Origin of the sequence: Companilactobacillus ginsenosidimutans (genome assembly GCF_001050475.1) — a bacterium.
GTDB classification, from domain to species: Bacteria; Bacillota; Bacilli; order Lactobacillales; family Lactobacillaceae; genus Companilactobacillus; species Companilactobacillus ginsenosidimutans.
In genome coordinates, this window is sequence record NZ_CP012034.1 from 2,015,512 (window position 1) to 2,031,995 (window position 16,484).

16 protein-coding genes and 1 riboswitch are annotated in these 16,484 nt (G+C 38.5%); of the genes, 11 read left to right on the forward strand and 5 right to left on the reverse strand.

The features are described from left to right. Positions 1-6 precede the first annotated feature (6 nt). Positions 7-924 carry a hypothetical protein gene (locus ABM34_RS10130; protein WP_048705488.1) on the forward strand — a complete coding sequence of 306 codons (918 nt, stop codon included), beginning with the start codon at positions 7-9 and terminating at the stop codon, positions 922-924. Positions 925-996: 72 nt separating this feature from the next. After that, on the forward strand, positions 997-1,800 hold the full coding sequence (locus ABM34_RS10135) for a hypothetical protein (protein ID WP_048705489.1): 804 nt from the start codon (positions 997-999) through the stop codon (positions 1,798-1,800). Between the two features lie 53 nt (positions 1,801-1,853). On the opposite strand, the gene ABM34_RS10140 is transcribed toward ABM34_RS10135, so the two are convergent. Together ABM34_RS10140 and ABM34_RS10145 are read right to left on the reverse strand one after the other, a co-directional pair. Further along, on the reverse strand, positions 1,854-2,573 hold the full coding sequence (locus ABM34_RS10140) for an MIP/aquaporin family protein (RefSeq protein WP_048705491.1): 720 nt from the start codon (positions 2,571-2,573) through the stop codon (positions 1,854-1,856). Positions 2,574-2,719: 146 nt separating this feature from the next. Beyond that, entirely contained in the window at positions 2,720-4,111 is a 1,392-nt protein-coding gene (locus tag ABM34_RS10145; protein ID WP_048705492.1) for a DHA2 family efflux MFS transporter permease subunit, read from the reverse strand. Between the two features lie 109 nt (positions 4,112-4,220). Between ABM34_RS10145 and ABM34_RS10150 the strand changes: the two genes are divergently transcribed. The 9 genes from ABM34_RS10150 (at position 4,221) to ABM34_RS10190 (ending at position 13,891) form a co-directional block, all read left to right on the forward strand. Further along, positions 4,221-4,646: a MarR family winged helix-turn-helix transcriptional regulator gene (locus ABM34_RS10150; protein ID WP_048705494.1), complete on the forward strand. Its 426-nt coding sequence runs from the start codon at positions 4,221-4,223 to the stop codon at positions 4,644-4,646. 21 nt (positions 4,647-4,667) lie between these two features. Further along, positions 4,668-6,251 carry a cation:proton antiporter gene (locus ABM34_RS10155; RefSeq protein WP_048705495.1) on the forward strand — a complete coding sequence of 528 codons (1,584 nt, stop codon included), beginning with the start codon at positions 4,668-4,670 and terminating at the stop codon, positions 6,249-6,251. Between the two features lie 247 nt (positions 6,252-6,498). Continuing rightward, positions 6,499-7,422 carry a PLP-dependent cysteine synthase family protein gene (locus ABM34_RS10160; protein WP_048705497.1) on the forward strand — a complete coding sequence of 308 codons (924 nt, stop codon included), beginning with the start codon at positions 6,499-6,501 and terminating at the stop codon, positions 7,420-7,422. A 2-nt stretch (positions 7,423-7,424) separates the two neighbouring features. After that, positions 7,425-8,564: a trans-sulfuration enzyme family protein gene (locus ABM34_RS10165; protein WP_048705498.1), complete on the forward strand. Its 1,140-nt coding sequence runs from the start codon at positions 7,425-7,427 to the stop codon at positions 8,562-8,564. Between the two features lie 56 nt (positions 8,565-8,620). Further along, a riboswitch (FMN riboswitch) is annotated at positions 8,621-8,751 on the forward strand. A 127-nt stretch (positions 8,752-8,878) separates the two neighbouring features. After that, positions 8,879-9,928, forward strand: coding sequence for a bifunctional diaminohydroxyphosphoribosylaminopyrimidine deaminase/5-amino-6-(5-phosphoribosylamino)uracil reductase RibD (gene ribD / locus ABM34_RS10170; protein WP_157023318.1), 1,050 nt, complete (start codon positions 8,879-8,881; stop codon positions 9,926-9,928). Continuing rightward, a complete protein-coding gene (locus ABM34_RS10175) occupies positions 9,928-10,533 on the forward strand; it encodes a riboflavin synthase (protein WP_048705500.1) in 606 nt (201 codons plus the stop codon). The genes ribD and ABM34_RS10175 overlap by 1 nt, the downstream gene beginning before the upstream one ends. After that, the gene (locus ABM34_RS10180; protein WP_048705502.1) at positions 10,526-11,743 is read left to right on the forward strand and encodes a bifunctional 3,4-dihydroxy-2-butanone-4-phosphate synthase/GTP cyclohydrolase II; all 1,218 of its coding nucleotides are present in this window, start codon (positions 10,526-10,528) and stop codon (positions 11,741-11,743) included. Before ABM34_RS10175 ends, ABM34_RS10180 begins: the two co-directional genes overlap by 8 nt. Before the next feature lies 1 nt (position 11,744). After that, positions 11,745-12,206: a 6,7-dimethyl-8-ribityllumazine synthase gene (gene ribH, locus ABM34_RS10185; RefSeq protein WP_048705503.1), complete on the forward strand. Its 462-nt coding sequence runs from the start codon at positions 11,745-11,747 to the stop codon at positions 12,204-12,206. A gap of 380 nt (positions 12,207-12,586) precedes the next feature. After that, the gene (locus ABM34_RS10190) at positions 12,587-13,891 is read left to right on the forward strand and encodes an O-acetylhomoserine aminocarboxypropyltransferase/cysteine synthase family protein (protein WP_048705505.1); all 1,305 of its coding nucleotides are present in this window, start codon (positions 12,587-12,589) and stop codon (positions 13,889-13,891) included. Between the two features lie 52 nt (positions 13,892-13,943). On the opposite strand, the gene ABM34_RS10195 is transcribed toward ABM34_RS10190, so the two are convergent. The 3 genes from ABM34_RS10195 to ABM34_RS10205 form a co-directional block, all read right to left on the reverse strand. Continuing rightward, positions 13,944-14,378 (reverse strand): Rrf2 family transcriptional regulator, encoded by a 435-nt coding sequence (locus tag ABM34_RS10195; protein ID WP_048705506.1) that lies wholly within the window; start codon positions 14,376-14,378, stop codon positions 13,944-13,946. A gap of 21 nt (positions 14,379-14,399) precedes the next feature. Further along, positions 14,400-15,257 (reverse strand): NAD(P)H-binding protein, encoded by an 858-nt coding sequence (locus ABM34_RS10200; protein WP_048705508.1) that lies wholly within the window; start codon positions 15,255-15,257, stop codon positions 14,400-14,402. A gap of 312 nt (positions 15,258-15,569) precedes the next feature. After that, positions 15,570-16,334 carry a VOC family protein gene (locus tag ABM34_RS10205; RefSeq protein WP_048705509.1) on the reverse strand — a complete coding sequence of 255 codons (765 nt, stop codon included), beginning with the start codon at positions 16,332-16,334 and terminating at the stop codon, positions 15,570-15,572. Positions 16,335-16,484: the final 150 nt, after the last annotated feature.

The following is a 16,484-nucleotide window of genomic DNA, read 5'->3' on the forward strand; positions in this document are numbered from 1 at the left end:
GTTAAAATGAAAGATGAATTGAACAAAAAACGTAATTTAATTACGATGAAATTGAACTTCGAAATTGGCGATAAAGTTGTGTCTTCAAGCTTGATAACTGGCGAGGAAGGTTTAATTGTCGACATCCGCAGTCAGGTTCCTGAGGGTTATCAGTTGATTGAGACGGAACAGTCGTGTTTTGTCATCAATTCAACTATGTCTGAAGGGGTGTATATCAAAATGGTAGAACTTAAAGATAAAAAGCCTGATTCAACTCGTCCGGAAAATAATTTGGTCAAAAACACAATTCACTTTCTCACTAATACCGACAAAGAAGTCAGTCGTACCACGGTTCAAGGTGCTGACAAGTCGAAGGTTAAAGTTATGCCACCGAGAGGGTACAAATTTGCGTCACCAATGTGGAATTTTGTCGTTATTTCATCGACCAATGTTAATCAGAAAATGTATGTGAAGTCTAATGGATCAACAATTACTAGACCTTCCGCAAAGCCAGTTGAAGAACTGATGGTTTTCCAAGATACTTGGCAATATTCGGGCTATTTCACAACTTTCTCCACTAACACTCAAATTCCGGTTATAAATAATTCTGGTAAAACTATTTATTATTTAACCAATAACTACGATTTCCACGTACGACAAATGGCTAATCATGCTGGACAAACATTTTGCCAAATAGCTGATTCGGCTTGGGTTAACATCACTGACATGTACGAGTATCAGCCAATTTATACGCAGATTACGATCAAGCAAGATGTATACGCAAGACTACATGATTTTCGAGGCAACGTTGTTGCACGGAGACAATTAACTCCCGGAACCACTTGGTACACTGACAGAAAAATGAATATTGGAAGTTCGACATATTATCGTGTCACCACCACAACTTGGGTGGATGGTAAAGATGTTGTGACTTCTAGAACCTAAAAAAGAAATAGCTATGCTATTTCTTTTTTGTTTTCTGTATAATTTGGTTATTAATATGAGGGAGTACAAAATATGATTGATCCTAATTTTTTTACAAATTACCACGACAGTGAACATATGTTACAAGTTCAGAATGCAATAAATCTTTGGGATGAAACAATGAGCGATGAGGCCAGAAGAATTATTGAAAAAAAGGCTGCTGACGTTGAAGTAATAGTATGGAAGGGTGCAGTTTTTGCAGAGCCGGCACCCATCGGAATGTTTAAGGCTGAGAGGCATGGATTATTACTAATCAATAACGTATATATTCTTTCATTTACGTCTAACCCTCCAACTGAAAACTCTGGGTGGAATCTTTTAATGTTAACCAATGCTAATGTATCATTAAAAAATGATGGTGTTGAGATTCTGGATGCTTCAGATTATGTGCAATATGGCATAAAGATAGAAGGCAATGGCATAACACCCAATGATTTATACAATAATATCAAAAGTATTATTAATGAACGTAAGAAATTAGTTGTTGAGAACTATGAGGCTAAGAAAGAATACAGAGAGAAAAAAATTCAGAATTCAAATATCCCGCCTGAATTTTCATTCAAAAAAACACCGTATATCATCAGTGCAAATCCAATTCCAAATGGTTTTACCTATGAAAGACCAGTTATGCTTTCTTATACGAAAAGAATGGGACTATCCAACTATGCTAATCCGAGTTCAGGATACCAAGTTGCTTTTCAAGCATGTATAAATGGTATCAAGGAATCGATTGACAATCGTGAATATGATGCTCTTTTCAATTTAAAAGTCATTTCGAATTCAGTTGAAGGTGATTATGATGTGGTAGTATACGGGGATGCCGTTAAGGTTTATTAATTCAATTAAAAAAGAGCACCACTTCAACTAAGAAGTGGTGCTCTTATTAATTTCTAAAAGAATGTTGTCCAAACTTTAACTGCACAAATGGCACCGACGATTGGTGCTACGACTGGAACCCAGCTGTATTCCCATTGTGATGAACCTTTGTGTTGTAGTGGAAGGATTGCGTGTAGAATTCTTGGTCCCAAGTCACGAGCGGGATTAAGTGCTGGTCCAGTTGCTCCACCAAGTGAAATAACTAAGGCCATAACTAGAAATCCTAGTCCGATGAAGTCGGCACGTGAATCAACTTTGTCACTTGTAAGTGCCACAGCACCAAGGACAAGGACGAATGTTCCGAGGAATTCGTTGATGAATCCATTTAATTTACTATGTGCATTATCAATTGTTGAGAATGTTCCCAAAATTGAATCAGCGTTGGTTGTGTGATCATAGTATGGTTTGTATGCTGCCACGATCAAAGCTTGACCAAAAATTGCGCCCAAGAATTGAGCTGCTAAATATGGTAAAACTTCTGACCAAGGGAATAATCCGTTAGTGGCCATTCCTAGTGTCATAGCAGGGTTGAATGCACCGCCAGAAATACCAGCGAACATCATTACGGGGATCATAACACCGATACCATAACCAAAACCTATAAGAATCCACCCCCCGTGGAAACCCTTTGTACCCTTTAGCTCAACGTTTGCAACAGATCCGTTACCCAGCGCCACCATCAAGGCAGTACCGATAAACTCGGCAACGCAGCGAATAAATAGTGTGTAGTGCATAATTTCTGTACCCCATAAATATATATTTGCCCAGTCGAATCTTTGCTTAGCTTGGCTTAATTAGTCTTCTAAGGTCTCAATCAGACCGCAACTCTAATGATTATAGCACATGACACAGTCAATCCTGGCAGGTTGTGAAATTTTTTTTATGAATTCTTTGATAGTTTTGTAGCTGAATTCAACATAATACCAGCAATTACCAAAAATACTAACAGCAAAATGAACGAATTTTGTGAACCAATTGCCGTTCTCGCCGCATAACTTTTTGGCATGCTAGCACTCTGAGCAAGCGCCATAATAGTAGACACAATCGAAGTTCCTACCGCGCCGGCAAATTGTTGTACAGTATTGAATAAGCCATTGCCGTCAGCACTTTTTTCTTGCGGTAACTGTTTTAGACCGTTGGTCATAGTATTACCCATCACCAATCCCATTCCGAGCATGAATAATAGATAGAAGGTAAGAATCAATCCATTTGAAAGCTGGCGTCCAAATCCGACATAGAGCACCATCGCGATTATTTCGATGATGATTCCAATAAGAATAGGTTTTCGTGCACCAAATTTGTCTAGAATAGCGCCTCCAAGTGGAGCAAATGCTGCACCTAAAAGTGCTCCAGGAAGGACAAGTAAACCGGCAACCAAGGCGGTTTTCATATTAACAAGTTGAACATAATTTGGAAGTACAAAAGACATTCCAAGTGCACCTAATTGGACAAGGAAAAATGCTCCAAGATGTTCAGAATATTTGTGGTTTTTCAAAATCTTTAAATCAATCAATGGACTGTTGCTATGTGTTGATTTATAGATAAATAAAATTAAGGCGATTACCCCAACAACTAGTGGAATCCAGAAGCCGACGGGATTTTGGGCAACAGCCGACAAGTTAGAGAATCCAATGATAAGTCCGATAAAGGCGACTGACACAAGTAAAATATCGATAATGTTTAACTTGGTTTTTTCAGGAGGGGTGATTTGCTGAATTGCAAAAGCACCTATAAATAGTGCGATGACAACTAGTGGTATGAGAATAATGAAAATACTTCTCCAGCCGAGTGAGTTGACGATTAGTCCACCGAAAGTTGGTCCAATTGCTGGTGCAATTGCAGTGATCAAGGTTCCGACTCCCATTAATAGTCCGATTTTTGAAGCTGGAGCTTGTTCAAGAATGATGTTGAACATTAGTGGTAAGGCAATTCCGGCTCCGATTCCTTGAATGACTCGACCAAGGACTAGCAGTGAAAAAGCTGGTGCAAGTGCATCAAGTGCTAGTCCGATGATGAACGAACTAGCTGCCGTAATAAATAATTTTTTTGAAGTGAAATTAGTTTTTAAATATGCAGACAGTGGCATCATGATTGATGCGACTAATAAATATCCAGTTGTCATCCACTGAACAGCTGAAGTATTGACGCTGAATTCCTTCATTAGTGTTGGAAAAGTCACGTTTGTGGCAGTTTCAACAACAACTCCGGAGAAGGACAGTAGTCCAGTAGCGATGATAGATAAAATTAATTTAGTGTTTAGTTGACGATTCATGTATTCCTCCTATTTGTTAGAATTCTAACTAACGTTATTTGTTATATCATAAATAGGTATAAGTGTGCTAGTATAAATTCATGTTAGAAATCAAACAATGAGGCTAAATATGGACAGAAATTTTGGCATTTTAATTAAGCAAGCAGGTAATGTAATGGCTCGCGACGCTGATAAATACGCACAAACTATGGATTTAACAGGAATGCAAATGAGTATTATTGATTACATTTCAAATCATGAAAATGATTCAAATATTTTTCAGAAAAATATTGAAAATGAATTTAATATTCGACGTCCAAGTGCCACTAGTGCATTAAAATTAATGGAGAAAAGAGACTTGTTAGTCCGTGTCCCTATGGAGAATGATGCGAGATTAAAACGGATAATATTGACTCCCAAAGCAAGAAAATTATCAAAATCAATTAATGATTATTTTTCCAAGAATGAGATAATTATTGCAAATGCAATCGGTGCTGAAAACATTTCAGCCGTGAAAACAGGATTGAAAAGCATCTCGAATGTATTTTCAGATTAAGCAACAAGGTGGGGGATTGATATGGCAATACTAATATCAAGTGGACTGATTGTAATTGCCATTGCAATCGCAAATATATTGGCTAAATTCGTACCTGGTATTTCTAATACCTATGTTAATTTGGCGATGGGGATAGTTTTTGGATTAATTCCACTTACCGATAAATTAATACTTGGTTTCAATAACGAAATTTTTATGTTCGCCATTATTGCACCTTTATTATTCTTCGAAGGTCAAGGTACTCGGAACTTTGTGGTAAGAAATCAAGCTAGCAGAATCATTGGAATGTCAGTGATACTTGCAATAATCACAGCAATTTTAGTTGGCTGGTCAATCAACTTAGTGTTTGGAATGTTTTTCCCATTCACATTGATTATGGCAGCAATTAGTACACCGACTGATGCGACGGCTTTTGACTCAGTTGTTGAGGGTCGTGAGATTCCTGATGCGGTTGGAAATAACCTGAAGATGGAATCATTATTCAATGACGCAACCGGAATTATTTTGTTGGCTGCTGGATTAACGTGGCTCCAAACAGGACACTTATCATTCACTGCAAATATTTCAAGTTTCTTAGTTTCAGCTGTTGGTGGTGTAATCTTCGGTGCCGTGTTTGCCTATCTAGTAATGATCTTTAGACAAATATTAGTCCGTTCAAAAGTTAATGTTATTTCATCTCAAACAATAATTTTTCTCATAACTCCATTTGTAATTTACTATTTAGCCGAAGAGATTCACGTCTCCGGAATCATCGCTGTAGTCTGTGCAGGACTGGTCAGTAACTCCGAAGCCAGTCGAAGCAGATTTTCATCTTCACACCAATTTCACCTTGGAACACAATTGATGTTATTCATATCAGAAGTCCTCAATAGCTTCGTTTTCGTTACACTCGGAATCACATTAGTCCGTATAATTCGCGATAATTTCCAAGAAATAACCTTGTCATTTAGCTGGCTATGGATTGGAATCATGATCTACTTAGTATCGCTTATCGTAAGATATCTTTATGCAAAATTTATCATGCACGATACTGCAACGGATGCCGTCACCTTCTCATTTGGAGGTATCCATGGCGCCGTTACGTTAGCTATGGTATTCAGTGTTAGCAGACAAATCGTTGGTCAGAAAAATTTTGATTTATTGATATTAATTGAGACAGTCGTAATTATATTAAGCATGGTTGTGCCAACTATTTTGTTCAAATTTACTTTGACGGCTACCCCCGATGATACCGACATTTTGGCTCAAGTTGCAGATATTCGTGACGAGATGGTTAAACGTGGAATTGCTCAAGTAAATGAAATGCATCTCGATAAGAGTGTTCGCAAATCCGTCATTTATGATTTACGGGACCAAAACAAGAAAAATGATATGTTTTCATTTTTACATCAATGGCGTGCTGCCAATAAAAACCGCTTTGATTTTGACGAGAAACAACGGCTGGATGAAAGAAGAGCTTTGATGTATGCGTTCGATGTTGAACGAGACTATTTACATGATGTTTCACTAGAGCATCGTTTTTATAGCAGTTATTTATATACCTTACACAGCGAAGTACTCCTAGCAGAATCATTAGTGCTAGATCCAATTAATCAACAAAATTAATTTGACAAAACAAATAAAGTAATATAATCTCAGTACATAAATTAATCGGAGGAATTCAATGATGACTAATGCAAACTTTGTTACATCAACAAGTTGTTGTTGTGAATCGCATCTTATGCGATTCACTGGTTTGCGTGCCTAAATTGTCTTTCTTTGGGTAAAACATAAATCAGATCAATCGTATAAGGTGCAGATTTTAATTAGAAATCTGCACCTTTTTTGTATCTAATTGAGTGGGGGAGGGAAAATGTTAGTAGAGAATATATATCAGACAATCGGCAACACACCGCTGTTAAAACTTGATATCGAAGCACCTAACAACGCCAAGATCTATGCCAAACTCGAGATGTTTAATCCCGGTGGTTCGGTCAAGGATCGCCTAGGAGTGAACTTAATTGAAAATGGGTTGAAGAGCGGTAAAATTAAAAACGGCACTACGATAATTGAGCCGACGGCTGGTAATACTGGCATCGGAGTAGCGTTGGCAGCTCAACAATACCACCTGCCAGTCAAGCTAGTTGTACCAGAAAAATTTAGTCAGGAAAAACAGATATTGATGAAAGCTTTGGGTGCAGAAATTATTCATACACCGTCTGAAGATGGCATCGTCGGAGCAATCGCCAAGGCGAAGGAATTAGCTGCTGAAACAGATAATTCATACGTCCCACTTCAGTTTGAAAATCCAGCCAATCCAGAAGCTTACTACAAAACGTTAGGCCCAGAAATCATCAAAGATTTGCCCAATCAAAAAATTGATGCATTCGTAGCTGGCTCTGGTAGTGGTGGAACTTTTGTTGGTGTAACTCAAGCTTTGCAAGACAAATATCCTGATATGAAAGCAATCACAGTCGAACCAGAAGGATCAATTTTGAATGGTGGTAAGGAACATTCACATCGTACCGAGGGAATTGGAGTCGAATTCGTTCCGCCATTTTTCAAATCTATCACAGTTGATTCAGTGAAAACTATTAGCGATGATGACGCATTTTCATACGTTAGATGGTTGGCTGATAATGAAGGCGTATTCGCTGGTAGTTCTAGTGGTGCAGCTCTTGCGGCAGCATTACAAGTTGCTGAAAATTTACCTGAAAATTCAACTATCGTTACAATTTTCCCAGATTCAAGTGAGCGTTACTTGAGCAAAAACATTTACGGAGACGAGGAGAAATAATTATGAAATTTAATACTAAACTTATTCACGGTGGCATTAGCGAAGACAAGGCAACAGGAGCAGTTTCAATTCCAGTTTATCGTTCATCAACTTTCCACCAACACGTACTAGGTGGCGAACCAAAATGGGAGTACGCACGTACTGGTAACCCAACTCGTGCTGCACTAGAAGCCTTAGTAGCAGACATTGAAGACGGAACTGCAGCATTCGCATTTGCTTCCGGATCAGCCGCAATTCACACTACTTTTTCACTATTTTCAGCAGGTGACCACATTGTCATTGGAAATGATGTCTATGGTGGAACTTTCCGTTTGGTAAACAAAGTCTTGAAACGCTTTGGTCTTGAATTCACAGTTGTTGATACACGTGATCTTGATGCAGTTGAAAAAGCTATCCAAGATAATACAGTCGCAATTTATTTGGAAACACCAACTAATCCTTTACTTCATGTGTCAGATATTCACGCGATTGCTGAAATTGCTAAAAAGCATGATTTGAAAACAATTGTCGACAATACATTTGCCACACCTTATAACCAAAATCCATTAGATTTAGGTGCTAATATTGTAGTTCACTCAGCCACTAAATATTTAGGTGGCCATTCAGATGTCGTTGCTGGATTGGCAGTTACTAACGATCCTAAAATTGCTGAAGATTTAGCCTTTTTGCAAAATTCGATTGGTTCAACACTTGGACCTGATGATAGTTGGTTACTCATGCGAGGTATTAAGACACTCGGCGTAAGAATGAGAGTTCACCAAGAAAATACTCAAATAATCTATGACTACTTGAAGAACAACGATAAAGTCGCCAACGTGTACTATCCTGGAGATCCTGAAAGCGAAGGATATGAAATTGCCAAGAAACAAATGCATGGTTTCGGTGCGATGATTTCATTTGAATTAAACGAAGGCTTAGATGCTAAAAAGTTTGTTGAAAGTTTAAACTTGATTGATTTAGCCGAAAGTTTGGGTGGAATTGAAAGCTTAATTGAAGTACCAGCTGTTATGACACATGCCGCAATTCCTCGTGAGATTAGATTAAAAAATGGTATCAAAGATGAATTAATTAGACTCTCTGTCGGAGTTGAAGATGACACTGATTTGATAGCTGATTTGGAGCAAGCGTTTTCTAAAATTTAATAAAATGATATTGTCATAATTTTTTATGAGTGATATTATTCATGTAACAACTAAATAGATTTCTTCGGGGCAGGGTGAAATTCCCGACCGACGGTAACAACATAAGTTGAAGTCCGTGACCCGCGTAAGCGGTTGACCCAGTGAGATTCTGGGACCGACAGTAAAGTCTGGATGGGAGAAGAAGAAATAGTAACATTTCATACCATTAGTGGCACTTTTTGTGCTACGCATAATCTCGTATGAGATCTTATTTGGCTTATTAAATGTGGCCCCGCATTCCTATGCGGGGTCTTTTTTTGTGAGGTGGATAGGATTTGGAAGAAAAAGAATTTATGAATATCGCTTTTCAAGAAGCGAAAAAAGGGAAGTCAACTTGGACTAATCCGCAAGTAGGAGCGGTCATAGTTAAAGACGGGAAAATCCTAGCTCAAGGTCATCATGAAAAATTTGGTGGTCCGCATGCTGAAGTTAATACGTTAAATAAGTTGGAGTATATTTCCGATGCAAAAGGTGCCGACATGTATGTGACTCTGGAACCTTGTTCACATTTTGGTAAAACACCACCTTGTGTGCAGCGAGTAACTGAAGTTGGAATTAAACGTGTGTTCATTGGCATGCAAGATCCTAACCCGATTGTCAGTGGCAATGGAATTAAGTATCTCAAAGACCACAATATTGAGGTTGAAGTTTGCAATGACACCGGAGACATAAACGAAGCATATATTTTTTATTATCAAAATAAGCGACCATTGATTACGGTCAAATATGCAATGTCTGTTGATGGAAAAATTAACAAGACAGGACATCATCGAACAATTATTACTGGTGAAGAGGCTTATGAGGATGCCCAAAAATTGCGTTCAGAAAACCAGGCAATTTTGATTGGCGAGCACACAGTAATTATTGATAATCCTCAGCTTACAGTTAGAAATAGAGAAATGGATTTCCCCCCGATTCGGGTGGTTGTAGTTCGTGACGTCAATACTGTGGAATTCGGATATAAAATTTTTCAAAATGATGGGATTAAGACGTTGATATTCAGTCAAACAAAGTCAAGACGTCGACTACCAGAAAATGTTGAGGTCGCAGTTCGAGACGACTGGACTCCTGACAAGATTGTTGAAGAATTAGCTCAACGAAATATCGAATCACTCCTAGTTGAAGGTGGCAGCAAGCTCCAAGCAGAGTTTGTTCATGCGGGTTTAGTCGACAAGGTTGTCACGTATATCGCTCCAAAATTGTTTGGTGGAGCAAGTTTGCCAGCTGTTCAAGGAGATTATCGATCGTCTGAAATTGATTTTGAAGAAACCGAAATCACCAAATTGGGTTCAGATTTGAAAATCGAATTGAGGAGGTCGAAGTGATGTTTACTGGAATAATTAAGGATGTGGGAACAGTTTCAGCTATTGAAAAACATGGTGAAACCTTTAAGTTAGCTATCAAATTAAATCAGTTGAAGAATGCTGAAATTTCACTCGGTGACAGTATTGCTGTCAATGGAACTTGTCTGACGGTCACTGATTTGTTAGACAGTGGCTTTGCAGTTGAAGCAATGCCGGAAACTTTCCGAAGGACAAATTTGGGACAGTTAGAAATTGGCAATCACGTAAATATTGAACCGGCTCTTGGCGCTAGCGACAAGTTAGATGGCCACTTTGTATTGGGCCACGTGGATACAACCGCTGAATTGGTCAACAAAACTGATGATCAGAATTCAACTGTTCTGAGTTTCAGAGTCTCACCTGAGTATCGTAAATATATCGTCGAAAAAGGTTCAGTAGCCATCGATGGAGTTAGCTTAACGGTTTCGGGTGTTGAGAAAGATATTTTCCAAGTTTCACTCATTCCATACACACTGTCACATACCATACTCGGTGAATTAAACGTTGAAGACTCAATTAATTTGGAAACAGATATTTTAGGCAAATATATTTTAGATTCGAAAGTGGAGGCTTACCAAAATGACTAGCACAGAAATTATTGAAAAAGTTGAAAATGCTCTAACTGAATTAAAGAAAGGTAATTTGATTATTGTTGCTGATTCACCTGATCGTGAATCTGAAGGTGACATGATTGGCTTGGCTGACTTTGCTACTGGCGAAAATGTTAACACAATGATTAAGCATGCTCGTGGACTTTTATGTGTGCCAATGTCACCTGAATATGCACAACGCTTGAAGTTGAAACCAATGGTCCCTGACGGAGAGGATGCCTATGGAACGGCCTTTACGATTAGTACTGACGCCAAAACGACTACTACTGGAATATCAGCTTTCGACCGAGCAAAGACCATCAACGCACTCGCCGATCCAAGCAGCAGTTATGATGACTTCTATCATCCTGGGCATATCTTCCCACTAGTTGCTGCCGGAAATGGAATATTCGAAAGAACAGGTCACACTGAAGCTGCCGTTGATTTAGCCAAACTTGCTGGCGGCTCACCGGTTGCCTATATTTGCGAATGCGTTAAGGAAAGCGGAACGATGGCTCGGCTCAAGGATCTTCGTGTGATTGCTGAGAAAAATAATCTTGAGCTCATCACGATCGAGGACATTATCGAATATCGTCGAATGAAGGATACAAGTTACATTGAAGAAATCGCTGATGTAAATTTGCCATCAAAGTACGGCGATTTCAAGATGAAAGCTTTCAAAGTTAATGAAACTGACGAGCCAACTTTGCTGATTTATAATGGTGAAATCAACGGTGCCGACCCACTATTATTCAGAATGCATTCCGAGTGCTTGACAGGTGATATTCTTGGCTCAAAACGGTGTGACTGCGGTCAACAACTAGAAACTGCACTGCGTGCGATTGAGAAAAATGGTTCTGGAGCAGTCTTATATTTGCGTCAAGAAGGACGTGGAATTGGGCTTGCCAATAAACTTAAAGCTTATGAGCTTCAAGAACAAGGCTACGACACAGTTGAAGCCAACATAAAATTAGGTTTTAAACCAGACGAACGTGAGTATGGTCTAGCCGCCTCGATTCTTAAAATGGAAAATATCGATCATGTTCAGTTGATGACTAATAATCCGGATAAAATCGAAAAGTTGGAACAACTAGGAATCAAAGTTGACCGCCGTATTCCTATTGAAACGAAGCCTATCAAGGAAAATATTAGATATTTGGAAACTAAGAAAATCAAATTTCATCATTTATTAAGCGAGGTAAATTAAGATGGCAGAAATCCGTGGAAAAATTGACGGCAAAGGTTTAAAAATTGGAATCGTCGTTGCTCAATTCAATGAAATTGTTACTAGCAAATTATTATGTGGAGCTGTCAATGAGCTGGAGAAGTACAACGTTGCAGCAGACGATATCACGACATTGTGGGTACCAGGTGCAGTTGAAATTCCGAGAATAGTCAAAAAGCTCTCTGACAGTGGAGAAGTAGACGGAATTATTACCCTTGGGGCAGTCGTTCGTGGTGAAACGGCCCATTTCGATTATGTTTGTGCAGAATCAGCCAATGGGATTGCTGAAGTTTCATTGCATGGAGATGTACCCGTAATGTACGGAGTATTAACAACCAATACAATGGATCAAGCAATGAATCGTGCCGGAGGCAAAGCGGGTAACAAAGGTGCTGATTGTGCCTCTGGAGTGCTTGAAATGATTAACTTGGAGAAGAGTATTTAATTATATTGAAACGTTGACAATTTACATCCATCAGTTTAAGATTAGTTTCAATAAATTTATTGCAATACTTTTTTAAAAAAAGGGAAGAGTAGCCACGTGTTTGTCGATACAGAAAGTCTATGTTGCTGAGAATAGACATGATATAGCGTAGTGAACATGAGCCCAGATTTTTATTCGACGGTTGAAAGGCTGTTGGGTCGCAAGGATGCGTTACAATCCCGAGCTTGAACACGAGCTGATGAGGTCTAGTAAGCGTGCCTATTTTGGATTACTAGATAAATTAAGGTGGTAACGCGATTTTGTCGTCCTTAAATTTGTACAGGAATGTATAAGTTTAGGGACGATTTTTTTTATACAAAAAATTTTATCGGGGTGCAAATATGACTGAAAATAAATTTGATACAAAACGTATTCACGCTGGTTATGATCCAGCAAAACACAACTATGCTAGTTCAATTCCTATATATCAAAATGTCGCATTTGCTTTGGGGGATGCACGTCGTGGTGAGGCTGTCGCTGCAGGAACTTTACCAGATACTTATAGTTATTCGAGAGTTGCTAATCCAACCGTTGAGGTTTTTGAAAAAAGAATTGCGGCAATAAGTAATGCGGTTGGTGCGGTAGCTGTAGGCTCCGGTATGGCGGCAATTACATACACTATCTTGAACACTCTCGAAGGTGGCGGTCGACTAATTGCACCTAAGGACATTTATGGAGCATCACTCGATGAATTCGAAACGTTCTTGCCTAAATATAATATACATACCGATTTTGTTGATGATATCAATGACGTCGACGAGTTGAAACGAACTATCAAACCAGATACTAAAGCAATTTTTGCTGAAAGTGTCGCTAATCCGTCAACGGCAATTTCTGATGTTGAGGCAATCGCTGAAGTTGCCCATGAAGCTGGGATTCCGCTAATAATCGACAATACATTTTGTACGCCATATCTGTTTAATCCCATCGATTTTGGTGCCGACATAGTAGTTTATTCGTCCACAAAGGGCATTAATGGTCATGGGAATGTTGTCTCAGGTTTAGTTGTTGATGGTGGGCATTTTGATTGGTCAAACGGTAAGTTTCCTCAGTTTGAAGAAAATGAATTCACTATCAAGAGTGAGCAATTTCCGGAAAACTACAGTTTTGCGAACGTCTTTGGTGTGGAAGCATTTATTCAAAGAATTCGTCTGAAATATTTACGATTATTTGGTGCGGTACTCGATCCATTCGCTGCATATTTAGAACTGATAGGTCTCGAAACTATTTCTGAAAGACTAGATAAAGAAGTCAGCACGGGTCTTAAAATAGCTAAGTTTCTGAAGCAGAATCCACATGTTAAAAATGTTTATTACTCTGGATTGCCGGATTCTGCTCAATATAATTTAGCTGAGAAATATTTTCCAAAAGGAATTGGTTCGACCTTCTCATTCGATTTGGATGGTGACTTGGATAACGTTAGGAAGTTGTTGGATTCGGTTAAAGTGTTCCTTTACCTGCCTAATGTTGGGGACAGTCGATCATTGATTGTTAATCCAGTGCAGGTCACACATCGTGAAGTTCAAGAAGATAAGCGTGCAGCCAACCATTTAACTAATCAATTACTGCGTCTTTCAATTGGATTGGAAGATTCAGATGATTTAATTGCTGACTTGGATCAAGCCATTAATCATGCGTTTGAATAGAAAAAAACAGAGTTCATTCTTAAAGGGATGAACTCTGTTTTAGATTTAATTATCAATTACGTTCGGATTCACGAACCAAAATATCTTTAATCAGACTTTGCAATGAAATATCACGCATACTATTTTCTGCAGCAGTTTGAACTTGTGCATAAGCGCTGTCTAAGGTGTCCTGAATGTTTCTACCAACCGGACAATCGATATTAGTTTTTTCGTCAATATGAAGTAAATTGTGGTCATCATCGATTGCTTTGTAGATATCTAATAATGAAATTTCACTTGCAGGACGAGCTAATTTTGGTGCAACCGTACCAGACTGTGTGTCAAGCAATCCTGCCTTTGAAAGAGCAGACATTAGTCGTCTGACTAAGCTAGGATTTGACTCAAGACTTCCAGCGATAGCTTTGCTAGACAAGTCTTCACCGTTAGAAAAAATGTCTATGTACGACAAAATATGAACGGCATCACTTAATTTATGAGAGTATTTCAATTTTTACACCACGATTCGTTTTTACTCAGCAAGAGCCTCTTTAACTTGATCAGCAATACTTGGTAAAGCAGTTCCTAGTACGTCTGGTAAGTCAGTAGATGGTACATCTAGATTACCATCTCGAATAAAGGTTTGCATGCTGGCAATAAAGTCGGCTGTGTCTGAATCCATTCCAGATCCTTGTAGAACTTTGCTATAAGCGGCATCATCAATAGATTCCACATCGAAAACTTTTCCAGTAGCATCTTTAACGGCTTGTGCTAGGTCAGCGTAAGTAATCATTTTGCCACCAAATTCATAGACGGATTTGGGTGATTCAAGTGTCAAAACTTTAGCGGCAGCTTCAGCATAAAATCTTTCCAAAGTCCAACCTGCACGTCCTGAACCGGCTGAATAAACAAATGGTTTGCCAGCAGCACCAGCAGCAAGAGCTCCCAAATCATTTTCCACATACCAGTTATTTCTCAAGAACGAATAATCCAGACCAGAAGCTTTAATAAGTTTCTCAGTTCCTTGATGATCTGCTGCAAGTGGGGCAGTAGAAGTGTCGGCCGAAGGGAAACTAGTGTAAGCAATATACTTAACTCCAGCAGCCTTAGCAGCATTTATAACATTAGTGTGCTGCACCAAACGGGGAGTGGCAGCACCAGGTTGAGAAGAAATAAAGAGCAAACGATCAACCCCATCAAGAGAAGCAGTCAAAGCATCCACGTCTTCATAAGAACCAGGACGAACCTCAATCCCAGCAGGCAGCAATTCATGAGCCTTTTCTTCATTACGAGCCAAAGCAATAACATCAGAAGCATCAACCAACTTCAATAAATCCTCAACAGCCTTACGACCAAATTTACCAGTAGAACCTGTAATAGCATATTTCATATTTAAAAATCTCCTTTAACAGCTGTTACTTTATTAGTAACTTGTTATTTACATAGTAACACCTTAAATGGAGAATGCAAGAAAGAAGTTGAGAAAAGTTATTTTTTTTGATTGTAATTTTTACATTGGCAGTAGTGAGTTCAAAAGCAATAAAACACCAAAGTTCGAACAAATGTACATCTTAAACAAATAAAAGAAGCTGCAATCTATACAATAGATTACAACTCAGCAAAAGAAGATTTTGAATTACAAATTTTGAGTTCAGATGGATACTAGTCCGCAGGGCAGCAGGTATACATCTAACCAAACATTTTATTCAAAGTGAAGCTTAGCGTCACCCAATTGGGCCGACTTACCAGCCAACTCACCAGAAGAACCAAAAACCAAATCAGTAATATAATTATCCGTACCAGACCTAAACACAATCTGCTTCAAACCAAAGTCAATCTCGTAATCATTACCCTTACGAATAGGACTAACACCAACGAATTGACCCCATTTGATAGCAACCATCTCAGGGTTAGTAACGGTATAAATTGCTTGCTTAACAAAAATGCCCTTTTGTTTATGCTCGACCAGCAATTGTTTCTTAATCAAGTTTTCTTTTCTAATGTAGTCAGGATCATTCCATTGAACAACATAAGGATAGGCGACATCGAAGAACTTGTTTCTGACAAAAAAGATTTTCCAAGTAATCATATTTCCTCGTGGATCTCTTCTTTGTCCGGTTTGAATGTCTTCAACAGGGAAGTTTTGCGATAATAATCGTTCATGAACAGAGTTAATATCGTTAGTTCTGAAACCGATGGTATTAATATGTTGATTTGGAAGGTCGTGAATACAATCGTAAATTGAAGTAGCACCATCACGGACAACGTGACTTGCCAATTCTGGGTTGTAAACGCCCATTAACTCAATATAATTAAGCCCAAAATAACCAACGGCATTTTCTGTACCCCATTGCTCATGCTTTCCACCTTGATGGAAAGTAATACCAAGATCATCAAACCATTTTACGGCAGCATCGATATCATTAACATCAATGATAGTGTGATCCCACTTTAATTTTTCAGCCATACTAAGACTCCCTCTCGTAAAACAGTTTCATTAAGTAATTTATATCAGTTTTACTCAAAAAACAATACAAATATTTTTACCGATATAACCATGATATCCACTCTAAGCGCTTACATATAGAGTATAATCCATATTAATATTTTTGTTTAA